We start from the raw sequence: 21,568 nt of genomic DNA on the forward strand, positions 1-21,568 counted from the left end.
AGCGGGTTCCGATCAACTGATTGTGAAATCCTGCAATCGTGATCACCCTGCGCTTCGCCGAGACGGCCGAGGAGGACATCGCCTTCTCCGTCTCACCCCTACTCGAAGCCGTCCACTCTTGGCACGTCCTCACCGACCCCGGCCACCACGCCCTGCACGTCCCCTGGGTCCGGCGGTGCCGCCGCCTGCCAACCGCCCTGCGCCGGCGCATGCGCGAGCACGACTTCGTCGTGGCCGACCACATCCCCGCCCTCTTTGAAAGCCGCACCGGTGATCACGACGCCGACTTCGCGGACCAGCTCGCGGCCGTACGGGACCTGCCGCCCGCTCTGCTGGCCGCCGAACTCGCCAGAACGCTCGTCGACACCACCCGCCACACCGGAGACGACCTCGTCGACGACCCCGCCGCCCGCGACGCGGTACTCACCGAGTACCGGGACAGCGACCCCGGCCGGGCGGCACGGCTGGAGGGCATCCTCACCGACCCCCGACCCGTCCTCGACGACGCACTCACCGTGCTCGAGGACTACTGGGACGCCGGCTTCGCCCAGGAGTGGGAGCGCATCGAGCCCTCCTTGTACGAGTCGATCGCCCGCTCAGGCGCCCGGATCGCCCACCAGGGCCTGTTCCCGATGCTCCGCACCCTCGCTCCCCAGATCCGCGTGGACCCCGGCCGGCGGACCCTGCGGCTCGACCGTCCGCACGACCACGACGTCACCGTCACCCATGAACACCCCGTGACGTTCACCGCCAGCCACTACGTCTGGCCCCACGTCCGCGTCACCTGCGACGCCCCCTGGCCCATGCGGATCACCTACCCCGCTCTGCCCCTCGCGCCCGCCTCGACCGCCCGCCCCACCAGTCAGAAAGACACCCTCACCGTGCTCCGGGCCCTGGCCGCCGCCCCACGCCTGCAGATCGTCACCCACCTCGCCGCCCAGAGCCGCACCACACAGGAACTCGCCACCCTCCTCGGCCTGTCCCCCTCCGTGACCTCCCGCCACCTCCATCAGCTCACCCAGGCAGGACTCACCACCACCCAGCGCGAGGGCTACTACGTTCTCTACGCCCTCGCCCCCGCCCGCCTCGACCAGATTGCCACCGCCCTCATCACCCTCGCCCCCAGGCCCGAGGCCTGAGCGAACGCTGTTGCAGGCCCCCGCGGGCATCGCCAGAAGCAAGACCTGTGTCGGCAAGCGATCGTTTGACGACAGGCGGTCGACGCGTCCAATGAACCCCCGCAATCCGGGGGTTCGCGGCGCCGCGAATCCAATCAGATCCGATGGTGATTGCTGACAGGGTTTGACGACAGACAGGGTTTGACGACAGATAGGGTCCGATCATCCGTGCGGAAGGGGCCCCTCGGTGGCGAACCTGGTCTACAAGCGGGTCTCGACCGACCAGCAGTCCACCGCCCGGCAGAACGTCGTCCTGGACGAGGCCGGGATCGAGGACCCGGTCGAGGCAGGGGGGTTCGACGGGTCCAGGCACGGCAGTGGCCGACACTGTCCAGTCGTGTCCGCACCCGGCTTCCGAGCGCCGGCGGGGACCCCAAAGCTAGACCGAATATCGTTCGACCCGGCACCCGGGACACCTTCAAAGGGCCTGATCGGAACCATGTCCGGAATCGTCCGACCGGGCTGTCGAATCCGGCAGCGCGCCAAGGGCGCTCCTGGTCCGTGGACTCGAACGCCTGCGCAGGCCTGACCCCGGGCCCCGACCGCAGTCTGCCGACGGCGTCACGACGACCTTGCGCGCCGTTACGGCAGGGCCGACACCTGGTAGTGGTCGATGAGCCACCCGTCGCCCGTCCGCCGCAGCTGGACGCCGAGGTGGACGGCCAGGGTCGGCCGGTCGACGAACGAGAAGTCCACGCCCAGGTAGCCGGACAGCAGGTCGGGGCCGGGCCGCCGGACCTCCAGCACCCGATAGGCGGCCGCCATCCCGAGCGGCTGGGCCCGGTAGTAGTCGGCCACGCCCTGCCGTCCGACGCTGTACGGGTGCAGGCCCTGGAACAGCGCGTCCTGCGTGAAGCAGGCGGCGACCCGTTCGGGCTCGTGCGCGTCGACTGCGGCCTTCCAGCGGTCGATCACCGCGCGCAGTTCCTCCTCGTCCCGCGCCCGGTCCCCGGCAGTGGCCGGGTCGCCGCCCGTGGCCGCGGCAGCACCGGGATCGTTGGGGTGGGGGGACAGCGGGGTCACCGTGTCGCGCCGCCACACCCGCAGCGGCATCGACGCCAGCACCTCCTCCAGCCGCTCCTCGTCGGCTGCACGGAACAGCCCCCAGGTGCGCCACTGTCCGGGTTCGAGGGGCGGCCGCCACAGGCGCAGCAGGCTTCCCCCAGCGGCCAGTTCTCGCGCTCGGGCCGCCTCCCGCGCCCGGATCTCCGCCACCGCCTCGTCGGACGTGCCGTCGGGAACGGTGGTCACCATGTCGACCAGGAACTCCATGGAACGCCCTCTCGTGTGCCGGTGCCTCGGAGTATCGGGGCCCGGGCGCGCCGGAAGCGGGAGCGACACCAGGACGACGCCGAACGCCTGCTACCAGCCCGGAGGCTTCGGGCAGTTCTGCATCACGCTCCCCCGTAGGTGACGGCACGTCAAGGGCTCACCGTTATCCGGCGCGGTAAGGCGGCGCGGATCCTACCGTCGACGATCAGGCCGGCCGAGCATGCGGCCGGCGCCGGGCCGAGCACAGCCCGAGGACCGTCGGCCGGGCCCGCCGGGTCGGTTACGCGTTGTGCGCGTCAGGCCGGGGGCCTGCGGGGTCGTCACCATGGGTGTGCGGCAGGCCCGTTCCACTACTCTTCGTGGTCACGGGACTCGTGTGGCGGCCGTCCGGGCCGTGTGGAAGCCTGGGAAGTGGGCCTTGCGAGACGCCCCATCGGCCGGCCCGCCGACGTCGACCCACCCGACCGGGAGCGACCATGAATCCCGAAGACGTCGTCCACTGCGAGATCCATCCGACCATCGGCATCGCCCGCCTGGGCAACAGCCCCGACGGCTTCTTCGTCGGCCCCGAGGCCCCCGGCATCCCGCCCCGGCCCGACGGCGGGTTCAAGGACGCCTCCGGACGCGTGAAGCGCCAGGCCGCCCGGTTCCGGGTGTACGCCTACGACGGCGCCGGCCGTGTCCTGGGCGAGCTCACCTCGGCCGACGCGCAGATCACCTGGACCGCGGAACTGGCGAACGCCAAGGGGGCGTGGTTCGCGTTCGCCGGGCGGTTCCACACGTCCACCGCGGACTCGGCCCGCCGCAACCGGCAGGTCGATCCGGCCGATCCCGTCGCCCGGGCGCGGCTGGTCGTCCGGCCCGGCCCGCGCAGCGTGGCCGGCCCGTCCGCCGACGGCACGGGTGCCCGCTTCGACACCGGTACCTTCCTCGGCACCCCGGTGCCGCTGGGTGAGCTGCGCACCGACGAGGCCGGGCGGCTGCTCGTCCTCGGCGGCTTCGGGAGGTCGGGCTCGGTCGAACCCGCCCACCCGGTCCGTCACTTCGCCAACAACGACTCCTGGTTCGACGACACCTCCGACGGCCCGGTCACCGCGACGGTGCGGCTGGGCGGCCCCCAGGGCCGCGAGGTGCCGGTGACCCCGGCCTGGTGCCTGGTCACCCCGCCCGACTTCGCCCCGTACACGCCGAGCCTGATCACCCTGTACGACGTCGCGCTGGAGGTCGCCCGCACGTCGCTCGGGCTGCCGACGCCGCCGGAGGTCTCCTTCACCCGCGACATATACCCGCTGCTCGCCAGGCCGATCGGCCTGGCCTGGGTGAACGAGGTCGCCCGCAGACGGCACGGCGATGCCGCGCACAACTTCCTGTCCCCCGGACGCCTGGCCCGGCTGTCCTCGAACGCCGCCGCCGACGCCCCCTTCCGCCAGGCCGTGTTCCGCAGGCTCCGCGCGCCCGGGGGGACGGACGTCAGCCAGGCCAACGACGGCTTCATGCCCCTCCTCGCGGGGGACGACGGCGATTCGCAGGACGGTCGGCCGGGGACCTGGCTGGCGTTGCTGCCCGGCCAGTACGAGCGGATGCGGCGCTGGGCGGCGGGCGACTTCCTGCCCGACGGGACCGCTGCGCCCACCCCGGTCCCCTTCGCCGATCTCACGCCGCAGGACCAGCCGCACGCCCTGGTCCGGGCGGCGCTGGAGGCGGCCAACGGCGGCGGGTTCTTCCCGGGCATCGAGATGACGTACATCGCCGCCGAACCGGCGACCTGGGCCGCGCCCTTCCGGTTGCGTACCGGGCTGGCGGCCGGGGACATCAGCAAGTACATGGCCGTCCCGTGGCAGGCCGACTTCTTCCTGTGCAACACGCACTGGTGGCCGGCCGCCCGGCCCGACGAAGTCCTGCCCGAGCCGGAGCACGACGCGCTGCTCCAGGTGTCGGCCGACGCGTTCCGGGAGTGGGACCGCGGTATCGCCGACGGCGGCGGCTCGGTCAAGGGCATGAACGAGATGGTCTCGCACTGGGGGACGCTGGGGTTCATCGTCGCCCGGACCGCTCCCGACGGCGGCGAGGTCCTGGTCGAGACCGAGCGGTCCTCCCCCGATCCGCCGTAGGTCGGACCGACGTGGACCTCACCGGCGCAGGCCCGAGCAGCGCGGGCCCGAACGGAGCGGACCGGAACGACGCGAACCCCAACGGAGCGGACCTCACCGGCGCGAGCCCCAACGGCGCGGACCGGACCGACACCGACCGCACCGAAACCGGGGCGGTGCGATGACGAGCGACCGGTCGGCCGACGGCGCGTGGACCCGACGGTGCGACGTCCTCGTCGCCGGGAGCGGCCCCGCCGGGTGCGCGGCCGCGTCGGCGCTCGCCCGGGCCGGGGCGCACGTCGTCCTCGTCGCCCCGGACGCCTCGCCCGGCTGGCGCGTCGGTGAGAGCCTGGCCCCCACCGCCCGCCCGCTGCTCGAACGGCTGGGAGTGCTCGACCGCCTCGCCGCCGACGGCCACGCGCCCTGCGACGGCAACCTCGCCGCCTGGGGCGGGGACGCGCTCACGGCAGTGGACCACCGCCTCGGGCCGTACGGCGCGGGCTGGCACCTGGACCGGGCCCGCTTCGACGCCGCGCTCCTGAGCACGGCCCTCGCCGACGGCGCCGACCGGCACGTCGGCCGCGTCCGCGACGCCCGCTGGGAGGCGGACCACTGGCATGTGCTCACCGCCGAGGGCGCCGTGTTGCGCGCCGGCCGCGTCGTCGACGCCACGGGCCGGTCGGCGCGGCTGGCCCGCCGGATCGGCGCCACGCCCACCCGGTCCGACCGCCTGATCGCGGTCGCCGGGCTGCTGGCCCCGCAGCGGCGACCCGGCGAGCCGGAGCGGACCTCGCTGGTGCAGTCCACGCGCTGGGGCTGGTGGTACACCGCCCCGCTGCCCGACGGCGGACGGGTCGTCATGGCGGTCACGGACGCCGACCTGCTCCCCGGCCTGCGGCTGCTCGATCCGGTGGTGTGGTGGACCCGGGCCCGGCGGGCCGGTCACCTCCGGGACCGCATCGCCCACCACCAGGGCCCGCCGCCGTACCTGCGGGTCCTGGCCGCCGGCTCGGCCTGCACCGCGCCGCCCGCCGGCGCCCCGGGCTGGCTGGCGGTCGGCGACGCCGCCACCGCGACCGACCCTCTGGCCGCGCGGGGCATCGTCACCGCCCTGGCCACCGGTCTCGTCGCGGCGCGCGCGATCCTGGCCGACCGGGCGGGCGACCCCGACGCCCTGCCGGCCTACGCCCGGCGCATCGCGGCCGTCCACGCCGAATACGTCCGCACCCGGGCCGCGGTGTACGGACGCGAGACGCGCTGGGACACCGTGTTCTGGCGCCGCCGGCACCGGGGTGCGGAGACGGCGACCGCCGAACTGCCGGTGGCCGGCACGCCGTAGCGCCGGTCGCGTTCACCGCTCGGCGGCGACACCGTCCTGCAGCGACAGGCTGGCCGCAGCACAGGATCGGACGGAAACCGCTTCCCTGCACGGCAGTTACCAGAACGAGTGATCGCGTTCGGCAGGCCGTTCGACGCGACAGGTCGAAGATCAAGCCAAGGGCCGTCCCGTGACTGACTTCCGAGCCGGCTGACTGGCTCCTGCCGCCGGTCGGCCGTCAGGACGATCGAGGCGTGGCTCTCGCGGGGGATCGCGATCGTGCGTGTGGCCGACGCAGTGCCGTCGGCGTTCGGCGAGGGTGGGGTCATGCCGACCACACGTCCCATCTTCCCGCTCGGCGACACCGAGCGCCCCGTCCCCGTCTGGGCCCTCCGGCTCGCCAGAGCCCTCCCGTTCGTCGTGCTGCCGCACTGCCTGTGGCGACTGCCGTTCGCCGCCGACTTCCGGATGGGCATGGTCGACCCGGCGGCACCGGTCGCTCCTTGGTGGACTCCGTTCTACGTCGTCGGGCTCAGTGTGCTCACCGAGTTGCTGGCCCTGCTCACCACCGGCCTGGTCAGCGGATGGGGCGAGGTGGTTCCGCGCCGGGTGCCACTCCTCGGCGGCAGGCGGGTGGCGCCACTCGCTGCGGTGGTCCCGGCGGCCTTGGGCAGCCTGGCGCTGGTGGCGATGTTCGACCTCTACCCGCTCGCCTGGGCGGGCATCCTGCCCGAGACGGGATTCAGCAACGGATGGTGGATGGCCTTGGCCCGGGTGTGCATCACACCGGCGATGCTGTGGGGGCCGATCGTGCTGGTCCTGGCCTGGGCCTACTACCGGCGCCGCCGACCCGCCTGACAGGTCAGTCGGTCCGGACCGGCCGAGGCCGGGATCGCGACGAACGTGTACCCGGACATGGCGCCGGCCGCGCAGCGGCGGGCCGCTGGGGGCGGGCGCTGCCGATCCCCGGGCCCGGCCAACCGAACACGGACGGCATCAGCACCAGCCTGTGCCCGCCCGCCGGCCCCCGCGCGCACGTGCTCGTGGGGGCTGCCGGTCAGTGGCCCAGGGCGTTGGCGAGCTGCTTCTTGTTCATCTTCGAACGGCCGTGGATGTTGCGCTGCTTCGCCTCGTTGTACAGCTGGTCGTACGTCGGGCCCTGCGAGCCCGTGTGCGAACGCAGACCACCGCGCCGCGCGGACGACATGTCGTGGATCGAGGAACGGCTGGCGGTCTTCGACTCGCCGTGCCGGGCTCGTTCCTTGTTCACGGTGCGTGCGGCGATCTCCTCGGCGCGCTGCTCGCTCTCGCCGCGGTCCTTCGCGCTCTCCTTGATGTGCTCGTACTGGCGCTCGCGCTTCTTGCTCGAACCGGCAGGCATGGTTCCTCCTCACCCGGTCGGGATGCAGCGCAGCGTCTACCCGGAACCCCGGTTCCGACGCCTCGCGCGCGCCCGGCCGCCGCCGCCCCGCCCCGCGCCTGCCCGCCCTGCAGCCGCTCAACCACAGGGCGGCGAAGGGCTACGGCCGCGGGCGGGCGACCCGGCCGCTCGCCGGGTCGCCCGCCCGTTCCACGGGTTCTGCTCGGACTCAGCCGACCAGGCGGAACTTGGTGGTCGGCACCCCCTGGATGCTGGCGCAGTCCAGGTTCGAGGTGGTGGCGCTGTAGGTCCAGCCGCGGGGGACGTCGCACGCCCACATGCCGTTGACCGGCGTGCGGAGGTGGAAGGTGGTGGAGGGGATGCCGCTTCCGGGCGATATGTTGCAGGAGGTGCTGCGGCCGACGTAGTCATAGGTGAAGGCCGGGGTGCCCACACAGGCGGTGAGGCCGTCGTACGGGGTGCGCAGGTGGTAGGCGTTGGAGATCACGCCGGACTGCTGGCTGCACGCGTAGCCCCAGGAGATGGAGTCGTAGACGAAGGCCGGCGAGCTGACACACGCGGTCAGCCCGTCGACGGGCGTGCGCAGGTGGAACTGCGGCGAGTTCCAGGTGCCGCCGCCGCTGCAGGTGCGGTTCATCGACACCTGGTCGTAGACGTAGCCGGCCGGAACGTCACAGGCCCACACGCCGTCCAGACCGGTCGTGGTGGTTGTGGTGGTCGTGGCGGCGGAGGCGGGTGTGGTGGCGGCCGCACCGGAGAGCAGCAGCGCCAGCGCGGCGAGGGCCGCGAGCAGCGCGGATCGGACGGTTCGTGCGGTTCGTGCGGTTCGTGCGACGGACATGGGTCTCCTTCGGGTGGGGAGTTGCCGATGGATGCACGGTGCTGACGGCGGTGGTCGCGGGTGAGCGTTCACTGCCGTCGAAGGTTCTAGCACGCACGGTTGGCCGTCAGCCCGATGCTCCGTCCCGGATTGATCATTCCGCCGACGGCCGTCTACACGCCGGTGCGCGGTTCCTCCGGTTCATGTCAGCCGATCGACGCCGCCTCCTGCCGAGCCTGGCGCAGGTGTTGTGCGCGCCCACCGCCCGAGGACCGGTCCCGGCGGGCCGGCCGGGAGCCGGATCGGCCGGGGACGGTGTCGACGGGGGGTCAGTTATAGTGCCCACGACAACTTCCGCGGGCGGGTCGGCGCCGGGCCGTCCTGGCGGTGGACCTCCTCGGCCGTCGGCGGCGGCTCCTCCGGCCAACAGGCGGATCCGCATCGCCGAGGCCGCACCCGACCGGGCACCGCCCCCGTTCATCACCGCCCACCGCCCACCGCCCACCGCCCACCGCCCACCGGCACCGAAGCCCCGCCACCCCGTCACCCCGCCACCCCGTCACCCTGCCGCCCCGGTGGGCCCGTTCCCCGAGAGGTCCGCCCCGGCCATGGCCGATCCGTACGTCAGCCGCCCGCCCGAGGAAGCGGAAGACCGCCCTCCGGAGCTCCACGGGACAACGCCGAAGGACCAGGTCGGCGTCAAACCGGAACGCGGGGCTCCTCAGGTGGCCCGGAAGGCGTGCGTGACCGGGGAGTGGCTCGGCACCGAGCGGCTTCGAGCCGACCCCGGCGCCCGCCACCGCAGGAGCGCTGCAGAGACCTCCGGACCTCAGGGCCGGTCCGGTACCGCGAGATGGGGAGAGGAGCCGTCATGGCGTCCGTCCGGGAGAGACTGAGCAGCGCACGCGTCCAGGCCTTCATCGGCCGGGACGAGGAGCTCGGGCAGTTCGCGCAGGCGCTGGCCGGTGATCCACAGGCGCCGTTCGCGTTCTACGTGTTCGGGCCGGGCGGCATCGGCAAGTCGACGCTGCTGCGCCGCCTGGCGGACGACGCCCGGGCGACGGGACGGCTGCTCCTGGAACTGGACGGCCGCTTCGTGAGCCGGGACCCGGCCGACTTCGAACGGACCGCCGCCCCGTTCCTGGACGTGCCCGGGACGGTCCTGCTGGTCGACTCCTTCGAGCACTGCCAGTGGCTGGAGAGCTGGCTGTGGCAGCGGTTCCTGCCCCGCGCCGCCGACGACAGCCTGGTGGTCCTGGCCGGCCGCCTCGCACCGCAGCCGCAGTGGACCGCCGACCCGGCCTGGGCCGGGCTACTGTCCGTCCGCGAACTCGGGCCGCTCTCGGAGGAGCAGGCCCGGAGCCTGCTGACGACGGCGCAGGTCGTCCCGCAGCTCCGGGAGCGGGTCCTGCGCTTCGCCGGCGGCAACCCGCTGGCCCTCTCCCTCGCGGCCGCCGCGAGGACGGCCGACTGGAACCGGGAGGACGTCTGGGCGCCCTCGGCCGACGTCCTGCGCACCTTGCTGTCGGGCTTGATCGGCGAGGTGCCGACGCCGGCCCACCGCCGCGCCCTGGAGGTGGCGGCCCAGGCCTACTCGACCTCGGAGGAGGTGCTCGCCGCCGTCCTGCCCGAGGAGGACGCCCACCCGCTCTTCGCCTGGCTCAGGGACCTGCCCTTCATGGAGTCCACCCACCGGGGCCTCCACCCGCACGACGCCGCGCGCGAGACGCTGGCCGCCGACCTGCGCTGGCGGGCCCCCAACGCCTTCGTGACGATGCGTCACCGACTCGCAGAGGAGTACCTGCGCCTGCTGCGCGAGGCACCCGAGGAGCGGGTCTGGACCGTCACCGACGAACTCCTCTACCTCTTCCGCGAGGGCGAGATCGTGGCCCGCCTGCGCACCTGGTCCCGCGAGGACGAGGTGCACGACCGGCCCCTCACCCCGGACGACCTCGACGTCGTGCTGCGCATGGCCACGGAGACCGAGGGGCCGGCCTCCGCGGAGGTGGTCCGCTACTGGGCGGAGCGCCAGCCGCAGGCCTTCAGCGTCTACCGCCTGGTGAGCACGGGCCGGATCGTGGCGTTCACGGCCCGCCTGGCACTGCCCGCCCCCGCCGACCCGGAGGACCTGGCCACCGATCCGGTCGTGGCGGCCGCCTGGGCGTACACCGAAGCCACCGCGCCGGTGCGCCCCGGCGAACACATCGGCGTCAGCCGCTTCACGGTCTACCCCGAGCGGTACCAGATACCCTCGCGCGTCATCGACCTGAGCAGTTCCCGCGCCCAGGCGGAGTCCGCCCGCGCCCGCGGCCGTGCCTTCGGCTTCGCCGTCTGGCGGGACGCCGAGGCGTGGGCCGCGCGCGTCAAGGGCAGCCTCACCGACACCGGCGCCCGCCCGCGGGTCGGCGAGCACACGTACGGCGTGTTCGGCGTGGACTGGCGGCAGGTGCCCGTCGAGACCTGGCTGCGGCACATGATGGCGTCCACCTCCGTGCCCGTGCAGGCCGGACCGTCGGGTGTCTCGCGCGGCGCGTTCGACCAGGCCGTGCGCGAGGCGCTGGCGCACTGGCGCGATCCGGGCGCCTTCGCGGCCTGCGCCCTGATGCGCGTCCGCCTGGCGGCCGACTTCGACGAGCCCGTCGAGGAGCTGCGCGACCTGCTGCGCCGGAGCGTGGACGACCTCGGCCGCGACCCGCGCGGTGTCCGGGCCCGCGACGCCGTGACGGCGGGGTACTTCTCCGGTGCACCCACCCAGGAGGCCGCGGCCCGCCGCCTGAACCTCCCGTACGGCACCTACCGGCGTCACCTGCGGCAGGGCCTGGACCTGCTCTGCGAAGCGTTGTGGGAGCAGGAGCTGCACGGCACCCGCTGAGGACGCGCGCCCGCCTCCGGGGCGGGCGCGGCGTGGGCCACGCGGCGGTGCGGCCCACGCGGCGGCGCGGTTTGCGGCGCGAGTGGACGGCCGTGGACAGGGGTGGACAGTCCTCGCCCCGGTCGGGCCTGGCAACTGGACAGCGCCCCGAACGAGTCTGTGCGCCATGAACGTTGCACGCACGCAGACGGAGCCGGCGGCAGGCCGGGCTCACAGACCGGGAGCAGCGCTCGCGGCACTCGCCGCAGCCCAGTTCACCGTCATGCTCGCCACCTCGATCGTGAACGTGGCGCTGCCCCAGATCCGGACCGGGGTCGGCCTCTCGGACGGCTCGACCACCTGGGTGGTCAACGCCTACGGCCTGGCGTTCGGGGCGCTGCTGCTGGCCGGCGGACGGGCGGCCGATCTGCTCGGCCGCCGCCGGGTGCTGGTCGCCGGGCTCACCCTGTTCGCGGCGGCCTCGCTGGTGGCGGGGCTGGCCGCCACCGCCGGTGTGCTGATCACCGCCCGGGCCGTCCAGGGCCTCGCCGCCGCGGCCATCGCCCCGGCCGCACTCGCCCTGGCGATGGAGCAGTTCCCCACCGGTCCCGGGCGCGGTATGGCCCTGGGGGTGTGGGGCGCGGTTTCCGGGGCGGGAGGAGCCGCCGGCGTCCTGCTGGGCGGTGTGCTGACCCAGGCATGGGGTTGGCCGTGGATCTTCCACTCGGTCGCGCTCGGCTCGGCGCTGGTCCTGGCCGCCGTGGCCGCGCTCGTCCCGCCGGAGGCGGGGCGCGCGGCCGGACGCACGGCCGCCGGACGCACGGCCGCCGGACGCGTGGCCGGGCCGAAGGGCGAGCAGGCAACCGGGCGGGCGAACGGGCGGTTCGACCTGCTGGGCACCGCCGCCGTCACCCTCGCCCTGACCTGCCTGGTCTGGGGCCTGACCACCGCACGCGGAGCCGGCTGGAGCGACGGCGGGGTCCTCGGGGCCCTGGGCGCCGCCGCCGTCCTGCTCACGGCCTTCGCCCTGATCGAGCGCCGCCGGCCCGACGCCCTGATACCGCCGCGGCTGCTCACCACCGGCCGGGTGGCCACGGGCAACCTGCTGATGGCGCTGCTGGGGTCGGTGTGGATCGCCCTGTTCTTCTTCCTGCCGCTCTACCAGCAGCAGGTCCTCGGGTCGGGGCCACTGGCCACCGGCGCGGGTCAACTCCCGCTCGCCGCGGCCAACATGCTCGGCGCCGCCGTGGCACCGCGGGTCTCCCGGCGCCTCGGCCCCGCCACGACCGTGGTCGCAGCCCTGCTCACCGAGGCCGCCGGTCTGCTCTGGCTGTCGCGGATCAGCGCCGACGGCAGCTACCTCGCCGACATCCTCGGGCCGAGCATCCTGATCGGCCTGGGTCTGAGCGTCGCCTTCGTCCAGCTCACCGCCCTCGCCGTGGACGGTGTCCCGCCCCAGGACGCCGGGCTGGCCGGCGGACTGGTCAACACCACCCGCCAAGTCGGCGGCGCGATCGGCCTCGCGGCCCTGACGACCCTGGCCGGCTCCGTCACCAGCCACGCGGCCGTCCACCGGCCGCACCTCGAAGCCCTCACCGCCGGCTACCGGACCGCCTTCGCCGTCTCGGCCGCGGTGCTGACCGCCACCGCCCTCCTCGCGTTCCTCCTCACCAGGTGCACCGGCCGGAAGAGCGCGACCGCGACCGCGCGGCCGGCGCCCGACCCGCAGACCGCCTGAACCCCTGCCCGGCACCGCCCGACCCCATCACCACCCCTGAAACCCGAACACCGAACACCGCACACCGCACACCGGAAGGACCAATGCCATGAGCACCCCCAAGCCGTACCTGACCGGCCACTACACCCCCGTCGCCGACGAGGTCACCGCCACCGGGCTGACCGTCGAGGGCACCCTGCCGCCCGAGCTGACCGGCCGACTGGTCCGCAACAGCCACAACCCCAAGCCCGGTGTCACCCCCACCCACTGGTTCAAGGGCAGCGGCATGGTGTACGGCATCCGGCTGCGCGAGGGCCGCGCCGAGTGGTACCGCAACCGTTGGGTGCGCACCCCGGCCCTGGACGGCGCGCCCTACCTGACGGAGCACGGTCCCGACCTGACCGCCAGCGCCGCCGGCACCCACGTCATCGAGCACGGCGGACGGCTGCTCGCCCTCTGCGAGGCGAACCTCCCGTTCGAGCTCACCCGGGAGCTGGACACGGTCGGGGCGTACGACTTCAGCGGCAAGCTGCGCACCGCGATGACCGCGCACCCCAAGGAGGACCCGGTGACGGGCGAGCTCCACTTCTTCGCGTCCTCGCCCTTCCCGCCGTTCCTGACGTACTACGTCGCCGACGCCAAGGGCGAGATCGTCCACAGCGCCGAGGTCCCGGGCGCGACCGCCTCGCTCAAGCACGACTTCGCCATCACCCGCCGCCACGTGGTCTTCGTCGAGGGCACCGTGACCTTCGACCCCACCGACCACTCCGGCATCCCCTACAGCTGGAGCGACCAGCAGCCCGCCCGCATCGGCGTCATGCCGCGCGGCGGCGACGGCGCCGGGCGCGTCCGCTGGTTCTCCATCGAGCCGGGCAACATGTTGCACGTGGCCAACGCCTACGAGGACGGGCTGGGCCGCATCATTCTGGAGGGCCCCACCGTGGACCGGGAGGGGTTCCGGCTCTCCTGGAACTGGTGGATCGGCGCCCCCGGGCGCGGCAGCGAGCCCGTCAGCCGCTCCTACACCCGCCGCTGGGTGATCGACCTCGTGGCCGGCACCGTCGACGAGCAGATCATCGACGACCTGCCGGTGGAGTTCCCGACCCTCAACGAGGAGTACCTGGGCGCCGAGAACCGCTACCAGTACGCCGTCTCCTTCCCCGACGAGGAGGGCTTCGGCGGCTACGGCGTCGTCAAGTACGACCGCATCACCGGGGCGCGCCGCATCCGGCCGATCGGCGACGCCCGGATGCCCAGCGAGGCCCTCTTCGTCCCGGCCGCCGGAGCCACCGGCGAGGACGAGGGCTACCTGCTCACCGTCGTGTCCGACCTCAAGCAGGACGCCTCGCAGCTGCTGGTCCTCGACGCCACCGGCCTCGACCGCATCGCCACCGTCCACCTGCCCCACCGGGTGAGCGCCGGACTCCACGGCTCCTGGATCCCCGACGCCGACCGGGACGGCGCCCGCACCTGACGCCCCCACCCCGGCACGAAGCCAACGGCCCCGCCCCTCCGGCCACGAGGGAGCGGGGCCCTTCGACGTACCACCCGCGAAGCGAACAGGCGCATCTCAAAGGATGTTCCAGCGCTGTTCGTCGTCACCCGCGCGCAGACCGGCGATCCTTCGGACGACCTCGGCGAGCGTCGCCGAACCCGGCGCGGCTCGCTTCGCATTCGTCGTGATCATCCTCAGCTCACGCAGGTCCCGAAGGACCTCATAGCCCCGCCACTCGACGACGTCGAAGCCGTACGCCTCGGCGAACGCCTCGTAATGCGCGGTGCCGTATCCGAATCGGCGGCAGTGGATCTCGATCGTCACCAAGTCGATCTCCGGCGGCCCGTAGCTGGCCGTGTCCCAGTCGCAGAGGACGGCGGCCGAGCCGTGGTGGAGTGCGTTCCGGTGCTGCGGGTCCCCCTGGAGCACTGCCGGCGGAAGAACGAACCGGACGTCGGCCAGGGCCTTCTCCAACCCGTCGAGCCGGATGGACAGGTACTCCAGATCACCCGAAGCGAGCGCTGTGACAGCGACCAATGAGCGGCGGATCGCACCCACCGTGTCGAGAGGTGGGAGCGGGAAAGGCGGCGTCGGGAGCTCGTGCAGCATCCTCAGCGGGGCGGCGAGTTGCTGCGCCATCACCGGATGGTCGGGCTGCGGCAGGTACTCCCAGAACGTGACGGCGTGCCCGTGGACGAGAACCGGTTGTTCGACCGGCAGCAGGGGGACGGTCGGGAAGTCCCTTCGGGTCAGCCACTCGACCAGCTGGACGGTGCGGCGCACCTCCGCGGTATCGGAGCCGCGCCGTGCGATCTTGGCGACCACGGGGCTGCGGGAAAGCAGGAACACCGCGTTGGTGTGCCCGCGCAGGACGGTGGCGCCTGACGCGTCCAGTCCTACTCTGCGGCACGCGGCATCGAGGACCTTGTTCACTTCGGTTTCGCTGAAGCCGCCGATCCGGCTCGGTTCACTCATAGCCGCAAGGCTCGCCGACGACCGCCCGGCTGTCACGTCGTCCCCGACGGCAACGCAAGGATCTCGCCCAGCTCACGAACGGCGCGTGTCGATCGGACTCGGGCCGGCAGGATGTCGATCACCGCCCGGGCCCGGGAGCCGAGGATCTCCGTACGGTGGGCCTCCGGCACCTGAAGATAGGTGTGACCTGCGAGTTGGCAGCCCTCGGTCAGGCTGCGCTCCTTGATCAGGCAGATCGCTTCCTCAAGACGGAGTAGTGCCGGGTCGATCCCCGTGCGGTCCGGGTAGAGGCCGAGCGCACGGTGCTGCGCGGCACGTGCCTGGCCGGTCTCGCCGAGGAATGTGTGGGCACCGCTGAGGTAGAGGAAGAGTCTCCGCTCGGGGAAGGCCCAGGCATCCTCGGGGTCACCCTGGTCGCACTGCTCGAACAGCGCCTGGGCCTGGCCGATCGCCATATGGGCTTCCGCGGTTCTCCCCAGCCGCGCAAGCGCCCGCGCCTCTGCGGCCGCGGCGAAAGCCCCCGTAGCCGTCGGCCGTCCGCGGTTGAGGAGCCGGGCCTGGCGGGCCAATTCGGCAGCCCTCTCCATCGGGCCGTAGTAGTAGGGAAGCATCGCGGCCTGGACTCGGACCCTGGCTCTGATCTGCACGTTCCCGCAGTCATCGGCAGCCATCCTGGCGGTGCCGTACCAGCGTTCGGAATCATCCAGCCGCCCCAGCTTCATCAGTGCGTCGGCAATGAGCGTCGCGACGACAGCCGTCATCTCGGACAACCTCACCTGGACGCCGGCGGGCTGGCGCTCCACGGCGTGCAGCCGGATCTCCTCGAGATCGGCAAGCAGCCGGCCGAGCATGGCCATGGGTGGCGTGAACACGTACTCATGTCGCAGGCTCATCACCCGCTCGTCCAGGAGCTCAAGTTGGGTCGGGCCGACTGTCGTCGCGGCCAGCGTCCGTTCGACCGCCCGCCGGGTGGAATCCAATGCGGAGGTCAACGGATCGCTCCAGGTCTGCCACAGCCCTTCCGACGTCGAAGGCCGCACAGATGCTTCGGCACGATTCCCGGGCCCTGGATGTCGGGGCACCGAGATCACCTCAGCGTCCGAGCGGTAGTCGCCCGCCAGCCCGAGAGTGGTGGCATCAGTGCGGTACAGACGGCAAAGGAGGTCGATCGTCCTCGCGCGAGGCTGGCGGTCCGTTTCCCAATGCCCGAGCTGGTCCGCGTCGAGCCTCGGACGCTCGATGCCCGCCTCGTCGCACAGCTGGATCAGGACGCCCACGGCAGTCCTCAGTGTCCAGCCGTGCGCAAGCCGATGCGCCCGCAACCGGCTGACCCCGCAGCACGCCACGATTGCATCGACGATCCGCCGGACACTCCAGCCCTGCGCGGCCCCGTCGCTTCGAAGCCGCTCGGCACAGGCCGGTCCGTGGGCCATCCCGGTCACCCCCTCGACTGCCGAATCAGCTTCCCAGCGTAGTGATCCGGCATACGGAGTGTGCTGGAAGCAGTAACTGCTTACTGCCTCCAGCCCGCTTTCGGCTTCGAAGCAGTGACTTCGGCGGGCAGTCCGAAATTTCTCCTGTTGCCGCCGGATCACGCGATCGCAAACCTGGCGACAACCGCGATCGGCCGCCAGGCCCTCGCAGCTTGAACCCGCCCGGGAGGGCTCACTCATGACTGTTGAAATCTTCTCGGTGCCCGCCAAGGAGTCCGAAGTCTCCGCAGTCCGCCGTCGTATTCCCATTGCCCTGGTGAGGCTGGGCATCAACCTGTCTCCGGACGAGATCGACACCGTCGTACTGCTCGTGTCCGAAGTCGCGACGAATGCCGTTGTCCATGGCAGCCATCGCGACGATCCGACGGCGACGCTGACAGTCGAGGTACGACTCGTACCTCCGCTCCGTCGCGTTCGCGTCTTGGTGCTCGACGCCGGGCGTGGCCGCCCGCGTGCAAGGGTTGCCGGCACCGACGCAGAGGACGGCCGCGGGCTCTTCCTGGTGGCGCGCCTGGCCGCCGACCATGGCGTCGAGCTCGGGGCCGACGGCCGCACGATCGTCTGGTTCGAAGCCCCGGTGGCCGATTGGCCCGGCGCGACGGGTCCGGCCCGGCGACGGACTGCGTCGGACGCACCGCCGAGGTCCGGCGGTGGGCCTCGTATGGAACGGGGAGGGATTCCGCACGGTTCGGACACTCCGGTGGGGCTGAGGCCCGCTTGAGTCCTCCGCATCGAGGACCGCGGCGCGAGGAGGCTTCGGGGTGTCGCCGGCAAAGATGTTGGACGGCGACCGATGACTTCGTCCATGATCCACAGTCAGAACTCATGGCTGGTCGGGATGGCACCGCATCTGTGATGGTGACGGTGTCGCCGACGGACCGGTCGGGACGTAGCCACCGAACACGAAGGAACACCGGACATGCGCACCCTGATCAGCACGGCCTTCATCTCGCTCGACGGCGTCGTCGAGGCGCCGGGCGGCGAGCCCGGCTACCGGAACTCCGGGTGGACCTTCAAGCACACCGAGTTCCTGCCCGAGGCGTTCGAGATCAAAGGCCGGGAGCAGAGCGAGGCCGCCGCGATGCTGATGGGCCGCACCAGCTACGAGGCGTTCAGCCCGGTGTGGCCGGACATGGCGGACTTCGCCGAGTACAAGGTGATCCCGAAGTACGTCGTCTCCACCACGCTCGACGAGGGCGACCTGGTGTCGAACTGGGGCGAGACGACGATCCTGCGCTCGCTCGACGAGGTCGCCGCGCTGAAGCAGACCGAGGGCGGCCCGATCATCGTCCACGGCAGCGCCTCCCTGAACCAAAGCCTCTCGGACGCCGGACTGATCGACCGATACCACCTGCTCGTCTTCCCGCTCCTGCTGGGCGCGGGGAAGCGCCTGTTCAGCACCACGGACAAGGACGCCCAGAAGCTCAAGCTGGTCGAGCACCGGGCCTACGACAACGGGCTGCAGCTGAACGTCTTCGACGTCGTCCACTGACGCGAGGCGGGCTCACACCCGCACGCCCGCCGTCCACCGTCCACCGTCCGCCGTCCCCCAGTGGACGGCGGGCGGCCACATCCGGCACATCCACTGCTCATCAACCAACAGACCTTCAAACAGCAGGACAACTCCCCGACTCGGCTCAGAATTGGCGGCAACGGCTCGAAGATTGGTGTAGAATCATAGGTACAGGGGGGCCTTCGGAGCCGATGCCGAAGCCAGCGGCAGGCCACCCGCCGGCAGGGGGAACGACCGCCATGAACTACCACCTCGACACCGCGCGCGCCATCATCGACGAGCGGATGCGTGAGGCCGAGCAGCACCGGCTCGCCCACGCGCTGTACCTGAAGAACCGCGCCGAGGCGAAGACCCGCCGGGCGCGCCTGCTCCTCGCCCGCCTCGGCGGATGAGCACCACCGCGGCGGGCCGTCACCGACAGCGTGACGGCCGGACCGCCGACAGGCCGACAGGCGTCCTACTTGTAGGGCGCCTGTCGGCCGTTCGCGTCGGGGCCACCGCGTGACCCGTGCCACCGGCGGCGAGGGCCGGTCGGCGGGCCACTGACCTCCGAGTTGTAGAGCACAGCACGGCAGAGCATGCGGCACCTTCCGCGAAGCCGGACTCAGGACGCGGCGCGCAGGCCCTTCCGGCCGGCCTTCCGGACGGCGCCCAGCAGCTCGTCCCGGTTCATGGTGGAGCGGTGCGGGATGTCGAGGTCGGAGGCCCGCTGGTACAGCTCGGTCTTGGTGAGCCGGTCGAGGTCCTCCCCGTGCTTCGCCGCCGGCCGTTTCTTCGCAGCAGGCTTCCCGGCAGCGGACTTCCCTGCAGCGGGCGCCTCGTCCGCGGACTCCGACGGGGCGGACGCCGAGCCGGACGCCGCCTTCCCACCCCGGGCGCCCTCCAGGCTGCGGCGCAGCACGTCCATCAGGTCGACCACGTTGGTGGCCTCGGCCGGCGGGCCCTCGGAGACGGCGATCTCCCGGCCGGCGGCCTTGTCCTCGACCAGCTTGCGCACCTGCTCCGCGTAGGTGTCGTGGTACTCCTCCGGGTCCCAGTCGACCTCCAGCATGCCGATCAGCTGCTCCGCGGTGTCCAGTTCCCTGGTGGTGGGCTTCACGTCCTCGTCGGGGAGGCCGTCCACCTCACGCCGGGGGTCGCGGACCTCGTCGGCGAAGTGCATGGTGTGCAGTTCGAGCAGGCCGTGCTCGGCGCGGACGGCGGTCAGGTACTCCTTGCCACGCATGGCGAACATGGCCAGCCCGGCGCGGTTCGACCGTTCGAGGGACTTCGTCAGCAGGGCGTAGATCTTGGCGTACTCCTTCGAGCGGGGCCCGAGGTAGTAGGTGCGGTCGAAGTAGATCGGGTCGATCTCGTCCAGGTCGACGAAGCCGGAGATGTCGATCGTCTTCGAGCGGCCCGGGGAGATCTGCTCCAGCTCCTCCGGCTCCACGACGACGTACTCGCCCTCGGTGAGCTCGTAGCCCTTCACGATGTCCGCGAAGGGGACCTCCTTGCCGGTGCGCTCGTTCACCCGCTTGTTGCGGACCCGGTCGGAGGTGCCGCGCTGGAGCTGGTGGAAGCGGACCGAGCGGTCCTCGGTCGCCGTGTACAGGGCCACCGGCACGGTCACCAGGCCGAAGGTGAGCACGCCGCTCCACACGGGTCTGGCCATCTCCGCCTCCTCGTCCCCGTCGTCCCCCTCGTCGCTGTACCCATGGTCCCTGTTCCCCGGCCGCTGTTGCCATGGTCGCTGTTCCCATGGTCCCTGTTCCCCGGCCGCTGTTGCCATGGTCGCTGTTCCCGGTCGCTGTTGCCGTGGTCGCCGTGATCCGCCGCCGGTCAGATCTCGTCCTCCATCCGGATCGCGTTGCGGAGGTCGTCCTGGGCTTCGCCGGGGCGTCCCTCCTGCTCCGCCAGGATCGCGGCGGCGATCGCGTCGAGCTTGCGCTGGATGGCCCGCTCGGCCCGGCGCTCGGAGTTCTTCAGCAGGGCCAGCAGCAACAGGGTGACCGCCGACATCAGATCGCCGACGAAGATCTGCACGCCGAGCGGGGCGTCCACGGCGTACAGCAGCACGAACGCCACGACCAGCAGCACGCACAGGACGGAGAACAGCAGGGAGCCGGTGAAGTTGGATCCGGCTTCGGCGAGGCTGGCGAACCGGCTGCGCCGGTCGCCGCCGCTGTCGGCCGGGTGGGCGGGTTTCATGGCATCACCACCTGTTCCGGCGTCTCGGCAGCGTTCGCCGCGGTCAAACCCGGGACGGTCGAACACACGACGGCCGGCGCCCGCCGAGCGGCACGGCTCAGCGCAGCAGGACGGCGAGCAGCTCGGCGATGGTGGGCCCGCTGTCGGCCGGATGGCGCAGCTGCTTGCCGGCGATCACGCGGTAGTGGTTGGTGCGGCCGTGCCGTTCATGGCTGAGGTAGCCGGCCTCCTCCAGGTCGACGATGATCCGCTGCACCGCGCGTTCGGTGAGCAGGCAGCGGGCGGCGATCTCGCGCACGCGGATGCCGGGGTCGCGCGCGATCTGGACGAGCACACGGGCGTGGCTGGTCAGGAAGGTCCATTGCCGCGCCGTGGTGATCGGTGCTCCCATTTCCACGCCTCCAGGCTACGGCCGCTGGTATCCCGCGACGAGAGCAGGTGCCCCGTCCGGCACCCCTGTCGGGGCGGCGGCTTCGTCACGCACGGCGCTCGTTCCTCTCGGTCGGTGTGGGCCGGCCCCGGTGCCGTGGCTCCGCGGCCGGCCCGGGTCAGTGCGGCCCGCCCGGGGTCAGGAAGTCCCGCAGCCGCGCGGTGAGCGGGCGCTCCGGCGGCGGCAGGTGATCGGCGGGACGTGCGGCGGGGGGATGGTGGCGGGGGCGGCCGGAGGAGAGCTCCTTGGTCTCACGCGCACGGGCGGCCAGGACGCGCCGCTCGGTCTCGGTGGTGACGGCGCGGACGGCTGGGAAGAGCCGCGCCTCCTCGTCACCGGCATGCCGGGTGACCTCCTCGTCCAGGCGGGCCACCAGGCGGTCGAACTGGGACGATCCGGGCCCGGTGAGGCGGAGCTCTTCGAGCAGGGTCTCGACCGCGTGGTGGTCGGCGAGTTCGCCGTCCACCACCTCGGGTCCGTCGGCGAGCCGCTCGCGGGCGAGCGGGTAGAGCAGCTCCTCCTCGGCGCGGGTGTGGCGGACCAGCCGGTCGGTCAGCAGGTCGGCCAGCTCCTTGCGCTGCGGGTCGCCGCTGGGCATACCGCTGAGTTTGCTGAAGTGGACGAGTACGGCCTGGTGGTCGGCGGTGAGCTGGTCGAGCAGGTCTTCGTCGGGGTACACGGTCGGTCTTCCTCTCCGGTTCGCGGGCGGCGGGTCCGGGGACGGGGCCGGAGACGGGGCGGCGGGTCCGGGGACGGGTCGCGGCTCCGTGCCGCGGTCGCCCGTCCAGTGGTCGGCCCTCCAGTGGTCGGCCCTCCAGCGGTCAGCCCTCCAGCGGTCAGCCCTC

The 21,568-nt window shown here is 72.4% G+C and carries 18 protein-coding genes and 2 pseudogenes; 10 read left to right on the forward strand and 10 right to left on the reverse strand.

Going from position 1 to position 21,568, the window contains the following annotated elements; translation table 11 throughout:
- Window positions 1-38 precede the first annotated feature (38 nt).
- A complete protein-coding gene (locus RMN57_RS01855) occupies window positions 39-1,139 on the forward strand; it encodes a DUF5937 family protein (RefSeq protein WP_313761565.1) in 1,101 nt (366 codons plus the stop codon).
- Between the two features lie 621 nt (window positions 1,140-1,760).
- Here RMN57_RS01855 and RMN57_RS01860 read toward each other — a convergent pair.
- Both RMN57_RS01860 and RMN57_RS01865 read right to left on the reverse strand, forming a co-directional pair.
- Window positions 1,761-2,114: pseudogene (locus RMN57_RS01860) on the reverse strand (SgcJ/EcaC family oxidoreductase); the annotation flags it as partial.
- Between the two features lie 69 nt (window positions 2,115-2,183).
- Window positions 2,184-2,450, reverse strand: a pseudogene (locus RMN57_RS01865) (muconolactone Delta-isomerase family protein); the annotation flags it as partial.
- 476 nt (window positions 2,451-2,926) lie between these two features.
- Here RMN57_RS01865 and RMN57_RS01870 point away from each other — a divergent pair.
- The 3 genes from RMN57_RS01870 to RMN57_RS01880 all read left to right on the forward strand — a co-directional run bounded on the left by RMN57_RS01870 (window position 2,927) and on the right by RMN57_RS01880 (window position 6,716).
- On the forward strand, window positions 2,927-4,561 hold the full coding sequence (locus tag RMN57_RS01870) for a LodA/GoxA family CTQ-dependent oxidase (protein WP_313761566.1): 1,635 nt from the start codon (window positions 2,927-2,929) through the stop codon (window positions 4,559-4,561).
- Window positions 4,562-4,721: 160 nt separating this feature from the next.
- Complete coding sequence (locus tag RMN57_RS01875; protein WP_313761567.1) at window positions 4,722-5,879, forward strand: tryptophan 7-halogenase; 1,158 nt, start codon at window positions 4,722-4,724, stop codon at window positions 5,877-5,879.
- A 306-nt stretch (window positions 5,880-6,185) separates the two neighbouring features.
- Window positions 6,186-6,716 carry a hypothetical protein gene (locus RMN57_RS01880; RefSeq protein WP_313761568.1) on the forward strand — a complete coding sequence of 177 codons (531 nt, stop codon included), beginning with the start codon at window positions 6,186-6,188 and terminating at the stop codon, window positions 6,714-6,716.
- A 199-nt stretch (window positions 6,717-6,915) separates the two neighbouring features.
- Here RMN57_RS01880 and RMN57_RS01885 read toward each other — a convergent pair whose 3' ends face one another.
- Entirely contained in the window at window positions 6,916-7,239 is a 324-nt protein-coding gene (locus tag RMN57_RS01885; protein WP_313761569.1) for a plasmid stabilization protein, read from the reverse strand.
- A 208-nt stretch (window positions 7,240-7,447) separates the two neighbouring features.
- Window positions 7,448-8,080, reverse strand: coding sequence for a hypothetical protein (locus RMN57_RS01890; protein WP_313761570.1), 633 nt, complete (start codon window positions 8,078-8,080; stop codon window positions 7,448-7,450).
- 850 nt (window positions 8,081-8,930) lie between these two features.
- On the opposite strand from RMN57_RS01890, the gene RMN57_RS01895 reads away from it, so the two are divergent.
- From RMN57_RS01895 to RMN57_RS01905, 3 genes are all read left to right on the forward strand, one after another.
- Window positions 8,931-10,931 (forward strand): AAA family ATPase, encoded by a 2,001-nt coding sequence (locus RMN57_RS01895; protein WP_313761571.1) that lies wholly within the window; start codon window positions 8,931-8,933, stop codon window positions 10,929-10,931.
- A 166-nt stretch (window positions 10,932-11,097) separates the two neighbouring features.
- A complete protein-coding gene (locus RMN57_RS01900) occupies window positions 11,098-12,648 on the forward strand; it encodes an MFS transporter (protein ID WP_313761572.1) in 1,551 nt (516 codons plus the stop codon).
- Between the two features lie 88 nt (window positions 12,649-12,736).
- The gene (locus tag RMN57_RS01905; RefSeq protein WP_313761573.1) at window positions 12,737-14,101 is read left to right on the forward strand and encodes a carotenoid oxygenase family protein; all 1,365 of its coding nucleotides are present in this window, start codon (window positions 12,737-12,739) and stop codon (window positions 14,099-14,101) included.
- 96 nt (window positions 14,102-14,197) lie between these two features.
- Here the strand turns inward: RMN57_RS01905 and RMN57_RS01910 are convergent, their stop codons facing one another.
- The gene (locus tag RMN57_RS01910; protein ID WP_313761574.1) at window positions 14,198-15,097 is read right to left on the reverse strand and encodes a phosphotransferase; all 900 of its coding nucleotides are present in this window, start codon (window positions 15,095-15,097) and stop codon (window positions 14,198-14,200) included.
- 32 nt (window positions 15,098-15,129) lie between these two features.
- Window positions 15,130-16,374, reverse strand: coding sequence for an XRE family transcriptional regulator (locus RMN57_RS01915; RefSeq protein ID WP_313761575.1), 1,245 nt, complete (start codon window positions 16,372-16,374; stop codon window positions 15,130-15,132).
- Between the two features lie 394 nt (window positions 16,375-16,768).
- On the opposite strand from RMN57_RS01915, the gene RMN57_RS01920 reads away from it, so the two are divergent.
- The 3 genes from RMN57_RS01920 (at window position 16,769) to RMN57_RS01930 (ending at window position 18,495) form a co-directional block, all read left to right on the forward strand.
- Window positions 16,769-17,311, forward strand: a complete 543-nt coding sequence (locus RMN57_RS01920; protein WP_313761576.1) for an ATP-binding protein — start codon at window positions 16,769-16,771, stop codon at window positions 17,309-17,311.
- Window positions 17,312-17,509: 198 nt separating this feature from the next.
- Window positions 17,510-18,082, forward strand: a complete 573-nt coding sequence (locus RMN57_RS01925; RefSeq protein ID WP_313761577.1) for a dihydrofolate reductase family protein — start codon at window positions 17,510-17,512, stop codon at window positions 18,080-18,082.
- Window positions 18,083-18,342: 260 nt separating this feature from the next.
- Entirely contained in the window at window positions 18,343-18,495 is a 153-nt protein-coding gene (locus tag RMN57_RS01930) for a hypothetical protein (protein WP_209413824.1), read from the forward strand.
- Window positions 18,496-18,707: 212 nt separating this feature from the next.
- On the opposite strand, the gene RMN57_RS01935 is transcribed toward RMN57_RS01930, so the two are convergent.
- The 4 genes from RMN57_RS01935 to RMN57_RS01950 form a co-directional block, all read right to left on the reverse strand.
- Window positions 18,708-19,757: a Ku protein gene (locus RMN57_RS01935; protein WP_313761578.1), complete on the reverse strand. Its 1,050-nt coding sequence runs from the start codon at window positions 19,755-19,757 to the stop codon at window positions 18,708-18,710.
- Window positions 19,758-19,924: 167 nt separating this feature from the next.
- Window positions 19,925-20,293, reverse strand: coding sequence for a hypothetical protein (locus tag RMN57_RS01940; RefSeq protein WP_313761579.1), 369 nt, complete (start codon window positions 20,291-20,293; stop codon window positions 19,925-19,927).
- 97 nt (window positions 20,294-20,390) lie between these two features.
- On the reverse strand, window positions 20,391-20,684 hold the full coding sequence (locus tag RMN57_RS01945) for a helix-turn-helix domain-containing protein (protein ID WP_313767690.1): 294 nt from the start codon (window positions 20,682-20,684) through the stop codon (window positions 20,391-20,393).
- Window positions 20,685-20,841: 157 nt separating this feature from the next.
- Entirely contained in the window at window positions 20,842-21,402 is a 561-nt protein-coding gene (locus tag RMN57_RS01950; protein WP_313761580.1) for a hemerythrin domain-containing protein, read from the reverse strand.
- Window positions 21,403-21,568 lie beyond the last annotated feature (166 nt).

Source organism: Kitasatospora sp. CM 4170 (assembly GCF_032110285.1).
GTDB classification, from domain to species: Bacteria; Actinomycetota; Actinomycetes; order Streptomycetales; family Streptomycetaceae; genus Kitasatospora; species Kitasatospora aburaviensis.

Coding starts and splice junctions, on each gene's coding strand:
- RMN57_RS01900 (WP_313761572.1), top strand. CDS start 11,098: ATGAACGTTGCACGCACGCAGACGGAGCCGGCGGCAGGCCGGGCTCAC.
- RMN57_RS01940 (WP_313761579.1), bottom strand. CDS start 20,293: ATGAAACCCGCCCACCCGGCCGACAGCGGCGGCGACCGGCGCAGCCGG.
- RMN57_RS01935 (WP_313761578.1), bottom strand. CDS start 19,757: ATGGCCAGACCCGTGTGGAGCGGCGTGCTCACCTTCGGCCTGGTGACC.
- RMN57_RS01885 (WP_313761569.1), bottom strand. CDS start 7,239: ATGCCTGCCGGTTCGAGCAAGAAGCGCGAGCGCCAGTACGAGCACATC.
- RMN57_RS01920 (WP_313761576.1), top strand. CDS start 16,769: ATGACTGTTGAAATCTTCTCGGTGCCCGCCAAGGAGTCCGAAGTCTCC.
- RMN57_RS01890 (WP_313761570.1), bottom strand. CDS start 8,080: ATGTCCGTCGCACGAACCGCACGAACCGCACGAACCGTCCGATCCGCG.
- RMN57_RS01945 (WP_313767690.1), bottom strand. CDS start 20,684: ATGGGAGCACCGATCACCACGGCGCGGCAATGGACCTTCCTGACCAGC.
- RMN57_RS01895 (WP_313761571.1), top strand. CDS start 8,931: ATGGCGTCCGTCCGGGAGAGACTGAGCAGCGCACGCGTCCAGGCCTTC.
- RMN57_RS01910 (WP_313761574.1), bottom strand. CDS start 15,097: ATGAGTGAACCGAGCCGGATCGGCGGCTTCAGCGAAACCGAAGTGAAC.
- RMN57_RS01870 (WP_313761566.1), top strand. CDS start 2,927: ATGAATCCCGAAGACGTCGTCCACTGCGAGATCCATCCGACCATCGGC.
- RMN57_RS01880 (WP_313761568.1), top strand. CDS start 6,186: ATGCCGACCACACGTCCCATCTTCCCGCTCGGCGACACCGAGCGCCCC.
- RMN57_RS01875 (WP_313761567.1), top strand. CDS start 4,722: ATGACGAGCGACCGGTCGGCCGACGGCGCGTGGACCCGACGGTGCGAC.
- RMN57_RS01905 (WP_313761573.1), top strand. CDS start 12,737: ATGAGCACCCCCAAGCCGTACCTGACCGGCCACTACACCCCCGTCGCC.
- RMN57_RS01925 (WP_313761577.1), top strand. CDS start 17,510: ATGCGCACCCTGATCAGCACGGCCTTCATCTCGCTCGACGGCGTCGTC.
- RMN57_RS01930 (WP_209413824.1), top strand. CDS start 18,343: ATGAACTACCACCTCGACACCGCGCGCGCCATCATCGACGAGCGGATG.